Raw genomic sequence first — 15,614 nt, 5'->3', positions numbered from 1 at the left:
TGTTATTCCCTCGCCAGTGCGACAACAGGGTCGAGCCGCGCCGCATTGCGTGCCGGCAGGTAACCAAACAGGATCCCGATGAGTGACGAGCAGCCAAAGGCCATCAGGATGGAGAAGAGCGAAAACTGCATCTTGATGGAGTCCACCAGCAGTGAAAAGAGCGCGCCGATCCCCAGAGAGAGGCCGACGCCGAAGATCCCCCCCAGCAGGCTGACCATCACGGCTTCAATCAGAAATTGCTGCAGGATGTCCGACTGGCGGGCGCCCACGGCCATGCGAATGCCGATCTCGCGGGTGCGCTCCACCACCGACACCAGCATGATGTTCATCACCCCCACTCCGCCGACGATCAGCGAGATCACCGCGATGGCCGAGACCATCAGGGTCATGGTGGCGGTGGTTTTCTCCACCGATTTGATGATGCTGTCGCTGCTGAAGGTGAAGAAATCCTTCACCCCATGGCGCTTGGTGATCAGCTCGATCACCGCCTGCTCGGCCAGTGCCGGTTGTACCCCGTCCTTGACCCGGATGGTGATCTGGCTGAAGTGGTGCTGCGAGATGAGGCGACTCATCACCGCGCTGTAGGGCAGCCAGATATTGACCGACTGGCTGGTGGGACCAAAGCCGGTCTCCTGCGAGACTACTCCGACAATCCGTACCGGCAGGGTGCCGACCAGTACCACCTTGCCGACCGGATCATCCTTGCCAAGCAGGCTGGTGATGCTCTTCTTGTCCACCACGGCGACGGCGGCACGCTGCTGGATATCTTGCCATTCCAGTAAGCGACCACTGACCAGCGTCATCCCCTTCACCTTGAAATAGTCATTACCGACCCCGGTCACGTTGCCGCTGTTGGTCTTGTTGCGATAGCGCAACTGGCCGGAGCTGCCTATCTCGGGGCTGGCGCCCGCAAGATAGGGTTGCCCCAGCAGGGCATCGAGATCCCCCTGGTTGAGGGTCTGGATGCTGGCCATTTTTTCATCGCCCCACCCCTTGCCCGGGAAGATTTCGATGGTGTTGGTGCCCATCGCATTGATCTGGTCGATCACCTTGGCGCGGGCCCCCTGACCAAGGGCGACTACGCTCACCACGGCGGCGATGCCGATGATGATGCCGAGCATGGTGAGGAAGGTGCGCATCCGGTGGGCGAGCATGGCATGCATCGCCATCCGTCCCGCTTCCCGATAGCGATCCCAGTCGTGGCCCATGGCGCCCTTATTGGGCACTATTTTTTGAGGGTCTATGGCGGTGGTTGCGGCCAACACGGCCGTTTGGCACGGGCCGCTATCTTGCTCTACCCGACCATCCTTGAGAGTGATGATCCGGTCGGCATGGCTGGCCACGTCCATATCGTGGGTGACCAGAATGATGGTGTGACCCTGGGCGTGCAGCTCTTTGAGGATCGCCATCACCTCCTTGCCACTCTGGCTATCCAGCGCGCCAGTCGGTTCATCGGCGAGGATCACCTCGCCGCCGTTGGCCAGCGCCCGGGCGATACTGACCCGCTGCTGCTGCCCGCCGGAGAGCTGACCCGGGGTATGGTGGCTGCGATCGCGCAGTCCCAGTCTGCCCAGCAGCTGGCGCGCGCGCGCCTGGCGATCCGGGCGGCTGGTACCGGCATAGACGGCGGGGATCTCCACGTTGGCGGCGGCATCGAGATGGGGCAGCAGGTGGTAGCGCTGAAAGATAAAACCGAAGTGGTGGCAGCGCAGCCGGGCCAGCGCCAATGCATCCATGGTGGCGGTGTCCTGACCGCGAAACAGATACTGGCCGCAGCTCGGGCTATCCAGGCAACCCAGCAGGTTCATCAGGGTCGACTTGCCGGAGCCGGACGCGCCGACAATGGCGATCATCTCTCCTGCCGCGATGGTGAGGTCGAGAGGGTGGAGTACGGTGACCTCGCTCTCGCCGCTCTGGTAGCGTCGCTCGACCCCTTTCAGCTGGATCAATGGCAGCTGGCTCAGGGGCTCACTCATAGCATCACCGCCATATCATCATTGGCGGCGGGGGCGCCGTGATTGAGCTGTACCTCCTCCTTCTCGGTCAGCCCGCTGATCACCTCAATGCGGATCTCGTCCTTCATGCCGGTCTTGATGGTACGGGTCTCGCTCTGATCGCCCTCCTTGACCAGAGTCACCTCATACTCGTTGTCGGCCAGTTGCTTGCCAAGGGCTGTCTGCGGCACAGTGAGTACCTGCTTGCGCTCGCCGAGCACTATGGTTACCTGGGTGGTCATCGCTACCCGCAGGGTATGGCCGGGATTGGGCACATCGAACAGGGCGTAGTAGTAGACGGCCGCATTGTTGGTGGTGGTGCCGGTAGCGGCCTGATCGTTGATGTTGGTAGGTGCTAACTCCACGGCGCGCAGCGTGCCCTGATAGCGGGTATCCGGATCGCCAATCAGGGTGAAGTAGACCGGCATGCCGGCGTTGACCTTGGTGACATCGGCTTCGGAGATCTGCGCCTTGACCGTCATGGTCTCGAGGTTGGCCAGCTTGAGCACGGTTGGCACCGTCTGGCTGGCAGCCAGGGTCTGGCCCTGACGGGTCACAATGCTGATGACGGTGCCATCCATCGGCGCCAGGATCTTGGTGTAGCCCAGCTCGGTTCTGGCCCGATCAACCTTGATCAGGGCGCTGTCGATATTGGCCTGACTGTTTTGCAGTTCGGCGCGGGTGACGGCCAACTGTGCCTCGGCGCTCTCCAGATCGGCCCGTGAGCTCGCCTCCTGCTTGAACATCTGTTGCTGGCGCCGCCAGGCGAGCTCGTTTTGTTTGAGTTGCGCCTGCTTGATCTTGAGCTGGGCGCGGTTGCTGGCAAGCTCCGCCTCGGCCGTCTTGAGGTTGTTCTGGGCAATCAGGGGATCGATCTCGGCCAGCAGATCTCCCTGTTTGACTTGATCGCCGGCCTCGACGGCCAGCTTGGTAACCTGACCGGAGACCTGGGCCCCCACATCCACCTGCTCAACAGCCTGCAGCACGCCACTGGCCAGTACAGTCTGGGCAATATCCTCGCGGGTCACCTGAGCGGTCAGCATCGCCTTGGGTGGTTGACTGGGCCAGAGCAGCCAGCCGAGGAGCACCACGGCGATCAGAATGGTGATGGCCAGGGTTCTCTGCTTGGGGGTTATGTTCATCGATCACCTGAATGGAAACGGAAAAGGGTTGTGCGCGGCGATTATCCTGCAGCAAAGCCCTGGTAAATAACAGCCGCAAATATGTAAGCAAAGTTATGGGGTTAACTGTCAATAAGCCGTGAAAGGAATACGCGAGAGATCGGAGGGGTGAGCAAGATGGCCAGCAAGGCGGGCGGAGAGTGCTGCTGGCGGTGGCAATGAAAAAGCCCTGCGCAGAGGCAGGGCATTGGAATAGGTTATGGCGAGTGAGGATCAGGCTTTGGCCAGCAGATCCATCACCCATGGCAGACCCTGTTTCTTGCGGCTGACAAAGCCCGGGTGGTAGCTGGACTCTGCCGGTACTTTCGGGTGCGCAGTAAAGTAGATGCGGCTGGCGGCAGCCGTCAGGTCAGTCACCATCAGTACGAAGAAGTCGAGCCCTTCGCTCGCCACACGCTGGACCATCTCCTGCTGCAGCGCCGGCAGTTGCTCGGCCAGTTGCTGTTCGCTGCCCACTTCGATCTGGCTCATGATGAAGTTGTAACCTTCCGCCTGGAACGCTTTCTCATCCTGCTGCAGCAGTTGAGCCGGGGTCAGGCCGCTCAGGTCGGTTTTCGCCATCAGCAGCTGTTGGCCGAACTCGGCCAGTGATACCTCGGCCAGCGGTGCCAGACGCTCACAGGCGATCTTGTCCTGTTCGGTGGTGGTGGGTGAGGTGAGACAGAGGGTGTCGCTCATGATGGCACCCAGCATCAGGCGAGCCTGACTGCGGGTCACGGTACCTTGCTGACTCAGCAGATCGAAGGCGATGGTGCAGGTGCAGCCGACGGCACGAATCCAGGCATCCAGCGGAGATTGGGTGACCAAGGTGCCGAGACGGTGGTGATCCACCAGACCCAGTACATTGGCTTGTGCCAGTGTGGCAGGGCCCTGTTCCAGATCACTGAAATCCACCAGCCAGACATCTTCACCGGTCAGATCTTTGGTCAGCAACTCGGGTTCGCTGACGCCAGCCTGCTCCAGAATAAAACGGGTTTCGGTGCGCAGGTCACCCAGACGCCATGGGGTGGCTTGACGGCCCTGGCCATTGAGCCAGTCGGTGATAACCAGTGCACTGCAGATACTGTCGCTATCAGGATTCTTGTGACCAAAAACGTGGATCATAGACAAAGCCTCACAATTGGATACCCATAAAGGGGGGCAACACTATGCGAAATCCGCTGCATGAAGGCAACCGGATCCACGCCCATGTTGCTGCCAGCTTCGCCTAACTCGCCATTTTATTGATCTGGGTCGGTAATCCTGATGCGTCTGCGGTTCTCACAATTGGCTATTGGCTATTGGCTATTGGCTATTGGCTATTGGCTATTGCGGACTGCGAGGGCAATGGCACTCGCCTGTGCCTGCGCAGTCAGCATGTTTGGTCAGCCCCATCATTAGCCATCGCTGCGAATTGGCTTTATCGCTTGATTCAGCGACGCAGCAGCTCGCGGGCATTGGCCAGGGTGTTGTCGGTGATCTGGTCGCCACCGAGCAGCCGTGCCAGCTCGTTGAGACGGGCGCTCTCATCGAGGGCATCCATCCGGGTTTCGGTGGTTTTGCCATCGGTATGCTTGCTCACCACCATATGCTGGTGGCCGTTGCCTGCCACCTGCGGCAAGTGAGTGACCACCATCACCTGAGTGGACTCCCCGAGCTGGCGCAGCAGGCGGCCCACCACGGCGGCAGTCGGGCCGCTGATCCCCACATCCACCTCATCGAAGATGAGGGTCGGAGTAGAGACCTTGCGAGCACTGATCACCACGATGGCAAGGCTGATACGCGACAGTTCACCCCCTGACGCTACCTTGCCAAGTGGCTGAATGGGTTGGCCCGGGTTGGTGGTGACCATGAATTCCACCCGATCTATACCCAGTGGGGAGAGGCTGCTCTGGGCATCGGGGCGCACCTCGATGGCAAAGCGGCCATCGGGCATTGCCAACTCGTGCATGCTGCTGGTCACCTTGGCGCCCAGCTCCTGGGCGTAACGCTGGCGGCTCTGACTCAGGGCTTCGGCAGCTTGGACAAAAGCCTGACGGGCCTCGACCAGCTCATCTTCCATCCCCTCTAACCGCTCCTCGTCGGAGTTGAGACGGGCGAGATCGGAGGCCAGCTCCTGATGGTGCTGGGCCAGATCTGCCGGTTTGACGTGGTGCTTGCGGGCCAGATTGATCGCCTTGGAGAGGCGAGCTTCCAGCTCGTTGAAGCGTTCGGGATCCAGCTCCAGCTGATCGAGGTAGCTGCGCAGCTCGCTGTGGCTCTCCTGCACCCCGATCAGGGCTTCGTTCAGCATCTCCAGTACCGGGGTGAGGCGGCTGTCCATGGCGACCAGTCCTTCGGCTCTGTCTACTGCCACTTGCAGCAGACCGGCGATGGTGGTCTCTTCATTGTCATAGAGCAGATCGAGGCAGGCGCCGCACTCTTGCATCAGATCAGTGCCGTTGGCGAGACGCTGGTGCTCCTCTTCTATCTGCTCGAACTCCCCCGGCTGCAGGGCAAATTCATCGAGCTCCTGCACCTGATATTCGATGAGCTGGCGGCGGGCTTCCCGCTGTTGCTGCTCGGCCTTGAGCCGGTTCAGCTCGTTTTGCAGCTGGCGCCACAGTTGATAATGCTGGCGCACTTCATTGAGCAGCAGATGGTGACCGGCATAACCGTCGAGCAGGGCGAGCTGGTAATCAGGCTTGAGCAGCATCTGATGAGCATGCTGGCCATGGACGTTGACCAGTTGTTGGCCCAGATTTTTGAGCTGAGTGAGGGGGACGGGCACGCCATTGATATAGCTGCGGGAGCGACCTTCGGCGGAGATGACTCGCCGCACGATACACTCACCTTCGTTTTCCAGTTCGTTGGTGGCTAGCCAGGCGCGGGCGGCCGGGTTGTTGTCGAGCAGGAAGCGGGCGCTGACCTCGCTTTTGTCGCTATCGGGTCGCACCATGCCCGCTTCGGCTCGTTCTCCGAGACAGAGACCAAGGGCGTCGATGGCGATGGATTTACCGGCGCCGGTCTCACCTGTGATGCAGGTCATGCCCGGTTGCAGATCGAGTTCGAGAAACTTGACGATGGCGAAGTTGTTGACGGTCAGCTGGGTCAGCATGGTCTCATCCTGTATAGGTCAACTTTACTGTGTATGCATACAGTATATACTGATCTTATATACAGTAAAGAGGGGGCCGCCATTTTTAACGATAACGGGCCACCAGAGTGGTGACCCGCAAGGGATAGTGAGGAGAGATCCGCGAAGAGAGACGCGGGGGTCAGTGGAAGGCCGACATCAGATCCGGATGGGCGGCAATCACCTCGTCCAGCGCCTGCTCCAGCCGACTACCGCTGGTGATAAGGGGGTTGAGCACCAGGGCGCGCCAGGCAGTATGGCGGTTGCCGGTGATGGCTGCTTCGATGGTGAGCTGTTCGAACTCCTTCATTAACTGCAGTAGCCGCAGGGTGTCTTGCGGGAAAGGGGCCACGTTGAGCGCAAGCGGGCCTGATTTGGTGATGAGGGCACTGACCTCCACGGCGCACTCGTCCGGCAGACCGTTGATAGCGCCGTTGTTGCGGGTGTTGACGTGCATGATGATGCGCTTGTCGTTGTGGATGGCGCTCATCAGTTCGCCCGCTGCTTCCGAATAGTACTGGCCGCCGCGTCCTTCCAGCGCCTTCGGTTTCTCGGCGAGATCCGGGTTGCGATAGAGATCGAACAGCTGCTGTTCGATGGCCTTGACCACCTCGCCCCGGGTTCCTTCGCCACTGGCCTCACCGAGCTCCTGCTTGAGGATATCGTCGCTCATGTAGTAGTAGCGCAGATAGGCACAGGGGATCATGCCCAGATTGGCCAGCAGATCTTTTGGCCAGGCAAAGGGGGGAATATTGCGCGGCACCAGCGGATCGGGCCCTTGCGCGAGCAGGGCGATCACCTCGCCGAGTTTATCCTTGCCCTGATGCTGGATCTGGCGCACGAAGATAAAGTGGTTGAGTCCCGCCACCTGCATGATGAACTCCTGCTCATCGCGGCTATCCAGCAGGGTGGCGACCCCTTTTTGCATGATTACCGGTACGTTGCACAGCCCCACCGCCTTGATCTTGCTGTGGCGCAACACGGCTTCGGTCACCATGCCCGACGGATTGGTGAAGTTGAGCAGCCAGGCATCGGGGCAGAGACGCTCCATGTCGGCGGCGATCTGCAGGGCGATGGGGATGGTCCGGCAGGCGTTGGCAAAGCCGCCAAGTCCGTTGGTCTCTTGTCCAATGAGTCCATATTTCAACGAGATCCGCTCATCGCTGATGCGGGCTGCCAGACAACCGGCGCGAAACTGGGAGCAGACGTAGTCGGCGCCGCGCAGTGCCTCTTCCCGCTCCAGCCGGGTTTCAACCCTGACCGCCAGTCCGGCCTTGACCAGCATGCGGCGGGTGAGGGCTGCGATGATCTCCATCTTTTCGCGGCCATCGTCGATGTCGACCAGCCACAGCTCGCGCAGTGGCAGCTTGTGCTGACGCTGGATCAGCCCTTCGATCAGCTCCGGGGTATAGCTGGAGCCTGCACCGATGACCACAATCTTGAGTCCGTTTTTCATTGTCCACCTCATGAACAGGGATAGGGTTTGATCCTATTAAAGAGGGGCTGTGGCGGGCAGACAAACGAAAAAAGGGGCGGTATGGATTAGCCTGTTTAATCCATGAGAGTGAATGGCATACTAATGGCCTGCACCGCAACGTGCGTCATCACGAGGTTATCCATGCTGGTACAACAGAATACCCTGGCCCTGCTGCACACCTTCGAGAGCACGGCCCGTCACCTCAGCTTTACTCGCGCTGCCGAGGAGATGAACCTCACTCAGGGGGCCATCAGCCACCGCATTCGCCATCTGGAAGGGCTGTTGGGTTTTCGCCTGTTTATTCGCCTGACTCGTAAGCTCGAATTGACGGAGGAGGGGATGCGACTGCTGGCAACCCTGAGTCACTCTCTGCGCCAGATCAACGAGGAGATCGAAGATATCCGGGCCCAAGATCTGCGAGGGACGCTTCATGTGGGGGTTGCACCGACGCTGGGGCTCAACTGGCTGATGCCAAGACTGCCACGCTTCCAGCAGCGCTGGCCCGGGTTGAACGTGATGATGAGGGTTCGGGCGGGGGCGGTGGATTTCAACGAGGAGCGGGTGGATCTGGCGATCTATTACGGCGCGACTCGCTGCAGTGATTTGCACCGGGAGTTGTTGATGGAGGAGCGTCTGCAGCCGGTCTGCTCCCCCGCCTATGCCGAGCGGCTGGGGTTGCTGGCGGATCCGTCCCGGCTGACGGAGGCCTGTTTTATCCATGCTTCCGAATCGACCGATGTACAGCAGATCTTCTCTGAGTGGCGCCTTTGGTGCGATGGCGTTGGCATGACATTGCCCTATGAACAGCGTCACTACGGCTTCAATCACTATCAGATGGCCCTGCACGCGGCGCAAGGTGGCATGGGGGTTGCGATGGGGCGGGAGGTGCTGGTGCGCAGCTTGCTGGAGCAAGGGGTGTTGGTGGCGGTAGGGGGCCCGGCGGTGGCAGCCGGGCGTAATTACGAGTTGATCTCGCCGCGGGAGAACCGTGAGCGGCCACGTTTTCGCGCCTTTAGCGACTGGCTGCGCAGCGAGGTGGCGCTCAGCCAGCCTGGCAGTGATCCTGCCCTTTAAAACAGCTTGCTGCCCCAGCCGAGCTTGTTGCGCAGCACGTGGAAGTAGCTGTAGTCGAGCGGGTGAACCAGATGAAGCTGATGGTGGCTCTTCTTGATGAGTATCTCGTCCCCCGGGTGGACCGCCAGCGTCACCTGACCGTCACAGCTCACCTGCATGGCATCGTCCTGATTGTCTGGCGAGACCAGCAGGCGCACTTCGCTGTCGGCATCCAGCACTATGGGGCGGCTGCTCAGGGTGTGCGGGAACATCGGCACCAGCGTGATGGCGTTGAGCTTGGGGGTGAGGATGGGGCCGCCCGCTGACAGCGAGTAAGCGGTGGAGCCGGTGGGGGTGGCCACTATGATGCCGTCCGAGCGCTGGCTATACATAAAGCTGCCATCGATATAGACCTCGAACTCGATCATGTGGGCGATCTTGCCCGGGTGCAGCACCGCTTCGTTGACCGCCAGATTGCTCGACTTGCGCTCGCCGTGGCGATAGACCGAGGCTTCCAGCAGGAAGCGATGTTCGCTCTTGTAGTGGCCGGAGAGCACCTGCTCCAGCGGCAGCAGATAATCCTGCGGCGAGAGGTCGGTCAGAAAGCCGAGATTGCCCCGGTTTACCCCGATCACCGCCACATCGAAGCGCGACAGCACCCTCGCAGCCCCCAGCATGTTGCCGTCACCGCCGACCACGATGGCGAGATCGGCCTGCTGGCCCAGCTGCACCAGATCCATCACGTTTTCATCGAGGATGCTCAGGGTCTGGGCGACCCGGCTCTCGACCAGTACCCGAAAGCCGCGAGCGGTCAGGTATTGATGCAGGCCGGTCAGCGTCTGGTTGGCCCCCTCATGGTGGGGTTTGCCAATCAGGGCGATGGTTTTGAACGGAGAATCCATAGTCTGTCAGGTCTGGGATGGGTATTGCGGGCCAGTATACAGTGCTTTGCCGCGCTTGTGGCGCTCCGGATAGTGCGGTGCCCCTGCCGCCAGTTGGCGAAAGAGTGGTCAGTGACGCGGGCAAATAGCCGCTTGCAGCGGTTCAGAAGCCCTGATTGGCCTTTTACCCCTTGAAAGCCGGGGCTGCATCCCCATAATAGCGGCAATGATTGAAGTAACCCTGAATTGGAGATGTCATGAACCACGAAGAGCAAAAGGTTGAAGCGATGGAGCAAGTGGAAGCCCAACCAGTCGAGCCGACCGATGTAGACAGTGAAGTGACAGCCGAACAGGCCCGCATTGCTGAACTCGAAGTGCAACTGGAAGCAGCCCAACAAGCTTCTCTCGAGGAGCGGGAGCGTGCCATTCGCGCCGTCGCCGAGATGGAAAACCATCGTCGCCGTGCTGCACAGGACGTGGAGAAGGCCCATAAGTTCGCGCTGGAGAAGTTCGCAGGCGAGCTGCTGCCAGTGCTGGACAACCTGGAGCGTGCCATTGAACTGGCCGACAAAGAGAACGAAGCCCTCAAGCCGATGATCGAAGGTGTCGAGCTGACCCTGAAATCCATGCAGAGCGGTGTGGCCAAGTTCGGTCTGGTGGCACTGGACCCCACCAATCAGCCGTTTGACCCCAATGCCCATCAGGCGATGAGCATGATCCCGAGTGCCGATGTGGCACCCAATACCGTCATCGCCGTGATGCAAAAAGGCTATGAGCTGAACGGTCGGGTGATCCGTCCTGCCATGGTGATGATCGCCAAAGCGATCGACTGATTGGTTGTGGGTACCCAAGCCCGCCCCGTGGCGGGCTTTTTGTTTATCTGTGCAGCACCCCGTCATCTTGTCCGGCTTTACGGTTCAAAACCGTCGCTCAATCATGATAAAGGGTGTGGTTTTTTAGGGTTAGGGCTTGAAGCTGCGGCTGGCGACCCCATATAGGAAGCAAGGCGCGGCGGCACAAGAAAATTTGATGCCGGGAGCTTGAAAGCCAGATTGGCTGCCCCCACCTAGCCGTTAACGCATTAAGGCGAGTTCCTCGCCAGTTTATTCAAAGTTTTTGGAGATTCGTCAAATGGGTAAAATCATCGGTATTGACCTGGGTACTACCAACTCCTGCGTCGCTATTCTGGATGGCGACACTGCTCGCGTGATCGAGAACGCAGAAGGCGATCGTACTACTCCGTCCATCATTGCCTATGCCGATGATGGCGAGATCCTGGTTGGTCAACCGGCCAAGCGTCAGGCCATCACTAATCCGAAGAACACCCTGTTCGCTATCAAGCGTCTGATCGGTCGTCGTTTTGAAGATGAAGAAGTACAGCGTGACCTGAAAATCATGCCGTATGCCATCGCCAAAGCTGACAACGGCGATGCCTGGGTTGAAGTGAAGGGCAAGAAAATGGCACCGCCGCAGATCTCTGCCGAAGTGCTGAAGAAGATGAAGAAGACCGCTGAAGATTATCTGGGTGAGCCGGTCACTGAAGCCGTTATCACTGTGCCAGCTTACTTCAACGATGCTCAGCGTCAGGCTACCAAAGATGCCGGTCGCATCGCGGGTCTGGATGTAAAACGCATCATCAACGAGCCGACAGCCGCAGCATTTGCCTACGGCGTGAACAAGGTCAAGGGCGAGCGCAAGGTTGCCGTATATGATCTGGGCGGCGGTACTTTCGATATCTCCATCATCGAGATCGATGAAGTTGAAGGCGAGACCACCTTCGAAGTACTGGCGACCAACGGTAACACCCACCTGGGTGGTGAAGACTTCGACAACCGCGTCATCAACTACCTGGTTGACGAGTTCAAGCGTGAGCAGGGCATCGACCTGCGCAACGATCAACTGGCCCTGCAGCGTCTGAAAGACTCCGCAGAAAAAGCCAAGATTGAGCTCTCCTCTGCCCAGCAAACTGATGTCAACCTGCCGTACATCACCGCTGATGCCACCGGTCCGAAGCACATGAACATCAAGGTGACCCGCGCCAAGCTGGAATCCCTGGTAGAAGACATGGTGAAAGACTCTCTGGAGCCAGTGCGCATGGCGCTGAAAGACTCCGGTCTGGCGATTGGTGAGATCGACGACATCATCCTGGTAGGCGGTCAGACCCGTATGCCAATGGTGCAGAAGACCGTATCTGAATTCTTTGGTAAAGAGCCGCGTAAAGACGTTAACCCGGACGAAGCCGTGGCCATGGGGGCTGCCATCCAGGGTGCGGTACTGTCTGGTGAGAAGACCGACGTACTGCTGCTGGACGTTACTCCGCTCTCCCTGGGTATCGAAACCATGGGTAGCGTGATGACTGCGCTGATCGAGAAGAACACCACTATTCCGACCAAGAAATCCCAGGTGTTCTCCACTGCTGAAGACAACCAGTCTGCCGTGACCATTCACGTGCTGCAGGGTGAGCGCAAGCGTGCCAGCGACAACAAGTCACTGGGCCAGTTCAACCTGGAAGGTATCCGTCCGGCACAGCGCGGCTTGCCGCAAATCGAAGTGACCTTCGACATCGATGCCAACGGTATCCTGCACGTCTCTGCCAAAGACAAAGAGACCAACAAAGAGCAGAAGATCACCATCCAGGCCTCTTCCGGTCTGTCTGATGAAGAGATCGAGCGCATGGTTCGCGAAGCCGAAGCCAACGCGGCCGAGGACAAGAAGTTCGAAGAGCTGGTGCAGACTCGCAACCAGGCTGATGGTCTGGTCCACTCGGTACGCAAGCAGATCACCGAAGCCGGTGAAGCCCTGCCTGCTGACGACAAGAGCAAGATCGAAGCCGCGGTGAGCGAGCTGGAAGCCACCCTCAAGGGTGACGACAAGGCTGCTATCGAAGCCAAACAGCAGGCACTGCTGGAAGCGTCCCAGAAGCTGATGGAGATTGCTCAACAGCAAGCTCAGGCTCAACAAGGCGCCGCCGGTGCTGATGCCGGTCAGTCCTCCTCTTCTTCCAAGGCTAACGACGACGTGGTCGACGCCGAGTTCGAAGAAGTGAAAGACGACAAGAAGTAAGCCCTACCCAGATGGGGGAAGTTCGCTTCACCCATCGGCTTAGTCAATGAATTCACGGGCGTTGGGTAACCAACGCCCGTCTGCGTAACTGCTACGAAGCAACAGGATGAGTATGTCGAAGCGCGATTTCTACGAAGTGCTGGGTGTGGCAAAAGATGCCGACGAGCGCGAGATCAAGAAGGCGTACAAACGTCTGGCCATGAAGTATCACCCGGATCGCAATCAGGGTGATGCGGCATCTGAAGAGAAGTTCAAAGAGGTCAAGGAAGCTTACGAGGTCCTGACCGATGGCAACCTGCGTGCCCGTTACGATCAGTATGGCCATGCCGGTGTCGATCCGAGCCAGGGTGGCGGTGGCCACGGTGGTTTTGGTGGCGGCGCTGATTTTGGTGATGCGTTCAGCGATATTTTTGGCGATATCTTTGGTGGTGGCCAACGTGGCGGCGGCCGTCGTGGCCCGGCCCGTGGCTCCGATCTGCGTTACACCATGGAGCTGACCCTCGAAGAGGCGGTGCGCGGGGTCTCCAAGGAGATCAAGGTGCCGACCCTGGTTCACTGTGAAGTCTGTAACGGCTCCGGTGCCCACACCGGTAGCAGTGCCCAGACTTGCCCGACCTGCCACGGCGCCGGTCAGGTGCAGATGCGTCAGGGCTTCTTCGCGGTGCAGCAGGCCTGCCCCCACTGTCACGGTCGCGGCAAGATCATCAAGGATCCGTGCCGCAAGTGCCACGGCGAAGGTCGCTACCAGAAGACCAAGACCCTGTCGGTGAAAATTCCGGCGGGCGTCGACACCGGCGATCGTATCCGTCTCTCCGGCGAAGGGGAAGCAGGCGAAGCGGGCGCAGGGGCTGGGGATCTGTACGTACAGGTTCATGTCAAAGAGCACGAAATCTTCGTGCGTGACGGCAACAACCTCTACTGCGAAGTGCCCATCAGCTTCACCGCTGCTGCGCTGGGTGGCGAGATCGAAGTGCCGACCCTGGATGGCCGCGTCAAGCTCAAGGTCACTCCCGAGACCCAGACCGGCAAGATGTTCCGCATGCGCGGCAAGGGCGTTAAATCTGTGCGCTCCGGCCAGGTTGGCGATCTGATGTGCAAAGTGGTCATTGAGACCCCGGTCAAGCTCAACGAATCCCAAAAAGAGCTGCTGCGCCAGCTGGACGAGTCGTTCAGCGGTGCCGCTGCCAAGACCCACAAGCCGAAATCGGAAGGCTTCTTCGAAGGGGTGAAACGCTTCTTCGACGATCTGACCCGCTGATTTCAGCCACCCGAATAAACAGAGCCGGCCTTGTGCCGGCTCTTTTTTTGCCCGTCCCTGTGACTCTTTTTTTCTTAATCCGTGGTACTGGTACGCCAGAACACCTGCTTGATATGGGGGTGGATGCCGAGTTTCACCATCAGGGCATCCAGCTCGTCGCCATCGATGGAGGTAGCCAGCAGCACCGCCGAGATCTCCAGATCCCCTTCGCCAAACGGCTCGATGTCGAGCTCGCTCAGGGGGTAGTTGGCCTGCTCCAGCATCTCTTCCAGCCAGTGCAGCACCTCTTTTTGATGCTCGCGCGGGGTCAGGGCCGTCACCTTGTAGGTCACTTCGGTGTCCAGATTGTCCACCGGGCGACGGTTGATCTGATTGACCAGCGGTCGCAGCAGGGTGTTGGCGGCGAGCACGAACAGGGCGCCCAGAATTGCCTCCATGGCCAGCCCGGCGCCACAGGCGGCGCCGACCGCTGCTACGCCCCAGAGGGTGGCGGCGGTGTTGATGCCACGGATATTGCCCGACTCGCGCATGATGACGCCGGCGCCGAGAAAGCCGATGCCGGAGACGATATAGGCCACCACATGGACCACGTTGTAGTTGCCGCCGTGCAGGTCATAGATACGCTGGGCCAGACTGACGAACAGGGCGGCCCCTACGGCGACCAGCACGTTGGTGCGAAGGCCCGCGGTACGTTGGCGGTACTGGCGCTCCAGCCCGACCAGACTGCCGAGCACAAAGGCGAGCAGCAGGCTGGCCAGGGTGTCGAGCAGGGAGATCATGTCAATTTGTTGCCACATCTTCATGGCGTACTCCTTCTGATAAGCGCTGGCTTGGTGCAATCCACGATGAAACGCCGGGAGGCGGATGGATCAGGGGATGATTGTGCGGATGGCCAGCAGACAAACAAAATGCGGCGTCCCGGGGCGCGAGCATCATCAGATGCCCTGACGCTCGGAGAGGACGCAACAAGCGGGGCCAGCGTGGCTGGCCCCTTTCACTGTGGTTAACGCAGATGAGCGGTCAGTTGAGCTCGGGATCGCAGTCGATGCGCGGGCGCAGTTGCCAGCGCACCGGATGTGCCACCCCGACCTGATGAACAAACTGCACCAGATAGCGTCGCTGGGGCGGGGTGCACTGCAGGTTGAGCACCAGCTCACGCCCGCCGCCGCGACCCGGCTTCATCGATTGCATCGGTTGCAGCCCCGCCGGTTGCAACGTGTGGTTCACCATATCCAGCACCTGCTCCATATCGGCGCGATCCTCACAGCGGATCTGCAGCCGGTAGTGGTGCAGGCGCGCTTTGCCGCCCAGCCAGCGTGGCAACATGCCACGGCCGAGCCTGCTCAACAGGGGGTGAGCACGGGTAGCAACAGAACCTGTTGCGACCGCGCGATCCGCAGCCGGTTTGATTGAGATAAAACGCATAGCAGCCTCCTTGTGGGAAGCAGAAACTATGCAGGCATGGCGACCGTGGCGATTGGCCTCTGGTTGCCAGACGTCAAGTGTAAAAAGGGAGAAGAGGAGAGTGGATTTCCGCTTCTCGCAGGGTTGCGAGCATGCGGCAGAGAAAGACCTGCGGCTAGCTCGCGACCTTGGTACCGACGATGAGGGTC

12 protein-coding genes are annotated in these 15,614 nt (G+C 59.8%); 4 read left to right on the top strand and 8 right to left on the bottom strand.

What is annotated here, in order from left to right:
- Positions 1–2: 2 nt before the first annotated feature.
- The 5 genes from BN4575_RS00120 to BN4575_RS00100 all read right to left on the bottom strand — a co-directional run bounded on the left by BN4575_RS00120 (position 3) and on the right by BN4575_RS00100 (position 7,725).
- The gene (locus BN4575_RS00120; RefSeq protein ID WP_068976650.1) at positions 3–1,976 is read right to left on the bottom strand and encodes a MacB family efflux pump subunit; all 1,974 of its coding nucleotides are present in this window, start codon (positions 1,974–1,976) and stop codon (positions 3–5) included.
- Positions 1,973–3,136, bottom strand: a complete 1,164-nt coding sequence (gene macA, locus BN4575_RS00115) for a macrolide transporter subunit MacA (protein ID WP_068976649.1) — start codon at positions 3,134–3,136, stop codon at positions 1,973–1,975. Before macA ends, BN4575_RS00120 begins: the two co-directional genes overlap by 4 nt.
- Positions 3,137–3,388: 252 nt before the next feature.
- Positions 3,389–4,279, bottom strand: coding sequence for a manganese-dependent inorganic pyrophosphatase (locus tag BN4575_RS00110; protein WP_068976648.1), 891 nt, complete (start codon positions 4,277–4,279; stop codon positions 3,389–3,391).
- Positions 4,280–4,586: 307 nt separating this feature from the next.
- Positions 4,587–6,251 carry a DNA repair protein RecN gene (recN, locus tag BN4575_RS00105; RefSeq protein WP_068976647.1) on the bottom strand — a complete coding sequence of 555 codons (1,665 nt, stop codon included), beginning with the start codon at positions 6,249–6,251 and terminating at the stop codon, positions 4,587–4,589.
- 160 nt (positions 6,252–6,411) lie between these two features.
- Entirely contained in the window at positions 6,412–7,725 is a 1,314-nt protein-coding gene (locus BN4575_RS00100; protein WP_068976646.1) for a 6-phospho-beta-glucosidase, read from the bottom strand.
- Between the two features lie 162 nt (positions 7,726–7,887).
- Here BN4575_RS00100 and BN4575_RS00095 point away from each other — a divergent pair, with 162 nt between their 5' ends.
- Entirely contained in the window at positions 7,888–8,820 is a 933-nt protein-coding gene (locus BN4575_RS00095) for a LysR substrate-binding domain-containing protein (protein WP_068976645.1), read from the top strand.
- Here the strand turns inward: BN4575_RS00095 and nadK are convergent.
- A complete protein-coding gene (nadK, locus tag BN4575_RS00090) occupies positions 8,817–9,701 on the bottom strand; it encodes an NAD(+) kinase (RefSeq protein WP_042018657.1) in 885 nt (294 codons plus the stop codon). The two genes, BN4575_RS00095 and nadK, sit on opposite strands and share 4 nt — an antisense overlap.
- Positions 9,702–9,937: 236 nt before the next feature.
- On the opposite strand from nadK, the gene grpE reads away from it, so the two are divergent.
- The 3 genes from grpE (at position 9,938) to dnaJ (ending at position 14,001) form a co-directional block, all read left to right on the top strand.
- Complete coding sequence (gene grpE / locus BN4575_RS00085; protein ID WP_068976644.1) at positions 9,938–10,513, top strand: nucleotide exchange factor GrpE; 576 nt, start codon at positions 9,938–9,940, stop codon at positions 10,511–10,513.
- Positions 10,514–10,811: 298 nt separating this feature from the next.
- Positions 10,812–12,743, top strand: coding sequence for a molecular chaperone DnaK (gene dnaK, locus BN4575_RS00080; protein ID WP_042018660.1), 1,932 nt, complete (start codon positions 10,812–10,814; stop codon positions 12,741–12,743).
- A gap of 112 nt (positions 12,744–12,855) precedes the next feature.
- On the top strand, positions 12,856–14,001 hold the full coding sequence (gene dnaJ, locus BN4575_RS00075; protein ID WP_042018662.1) for a molecular chaperone DnaJ: 1,146 nt from the start codon (positions 12,856–12,858) through the stop codon (positions 13,999–14,001).
- Positions 14,002–14,075: 74 nt separating this feature from the next.
- On the opposite strand, the gene BN4575_RS00070 is transcribed toward dnaJ, so the two are convergent.
- Positions 14,076–14,804, bottom strand: coding sequence for an MgtC/SapB family protein (locus tag BN4575_RS00070; protein WP_021231152.1), 729 nt, complete (start codon positions 14,802–14,804; stop codon positions 14,076–14,078).
- A gap of 217 nt (positions 14,805–15,021) precedes the next feature.
- On the bottom strand, positions 15,022–15,426 hold the full coding sequence (locus tag BN4575_RS00065; protein ID WP_068976643.1) for a hypothetical protein: 405 nt from the start codon (positions 15,424–15,426) through the stop codon (positions 15,022–15,024).
- Positions 15,427–15,614 lie beyond the last annotated feature (188 nt).

It is taken from the genome of Aeromonas sp. EERV15 (genome assembly GCF_900079845.1).
GTDB lineage: Bacteria > Pseudomonadota > Gammaproteobacteria > Enterobacterales > Aeromonadaceae > Aeromonas > Aeromonas sobria.
This window is presented reverse-complemented; position numbering and strand designations above follow the sequence as displayed.

What these genes read in the sequence shown, in the direction of transcription:
- BN4575_RS00120 (WP_068976650.1), bottom strand. Translation starts at nt 1,976, where the DNA reads ATGAGTGAGCCCCTGAGCCAGCTGCCATTGATCCAGCTGAAAGGGGTC.
- macA (WP_068976649.1), bottom strand. Translation starts at nt 3,136, where the DNA reads ATGAACATAACCCCCAAGCAGAGAACCCTGGCCATCACCATTCTGATC.
- BN4575_RS00110 (WP_068976648.1), bottom strand. Translation starts at nt 4,279, where the DNA reads ATGATCCACGTTTTTGGTCACAAGAATCCTGATAGCGACAGTATCTGC.
- recN (WP_068976647.1), bottom strand. Translation starts at nt 6,251, where the DNA reads ATGCTGACCCAGCTGACCGTCAACAACTTCGCCATCGTCAAGTTTCTC.
- BN4575_RS00100 (WP_068976646.1), bottom strand. Translation starts at nt 7,725, where the DNA reads ATGAAAAACGGACTCAAGATTGTGGTCATCGGTGCAGGCTCCAGCTAT.
- BN4575_RS00095 (WP_068976645.1), top strand. Translation starts at nt 7,888, where the DNA reads ATGCTGGTACAACAGAATACCCTGGCCCTGCTGCACACCTTCGAGAGC.
- nadK (WP_042018657.1), bottom strand. Translation starts at nt 9,701, where the DNA reads ATGGATTCTCCGTTCAAAACCATCGCCCTGATTGGCAAACCCCACCAT.
- grpE (WP_068976644.1), top strand. Translation starts at nt 9,938, where the DNA reads ATGAACCACGAAGAGCAAAAGGTTGAAGCGATGGAGCAAGTGGAAGCC.
- dnaK (WP_042018660.1), top strand. Translation starts at nt 10,812, where the DNA reads ATGGGTAAAATCATCGGTATTGACCTGGGTACTACCAACTCCTGCGTC.
- dnaJ (WP_042018662.1), top strand. Translation starts at nt 12,856, where the DNA reads ATGTCGAAGCGCGATTTCTACGAAGTGCTGGGTGTGGCAAAAGATGCC.
- BN4575_RS00070 (WP_021231152.1), bottom strand. Translation starts at nt 14,804, where the DNA reads ATGAAGATGTGGCAACAAATTGACATGATCTCCCTGCTCGACACCCTG.
- BN4575_RS00065 (WP_068976643.1), bottom strand. Translation starts at nt 15,426, where the DNA reads ATGCGTTTTATCTCAATCAAACCGGCTGCGGATCGCGCGGTCGCAACA.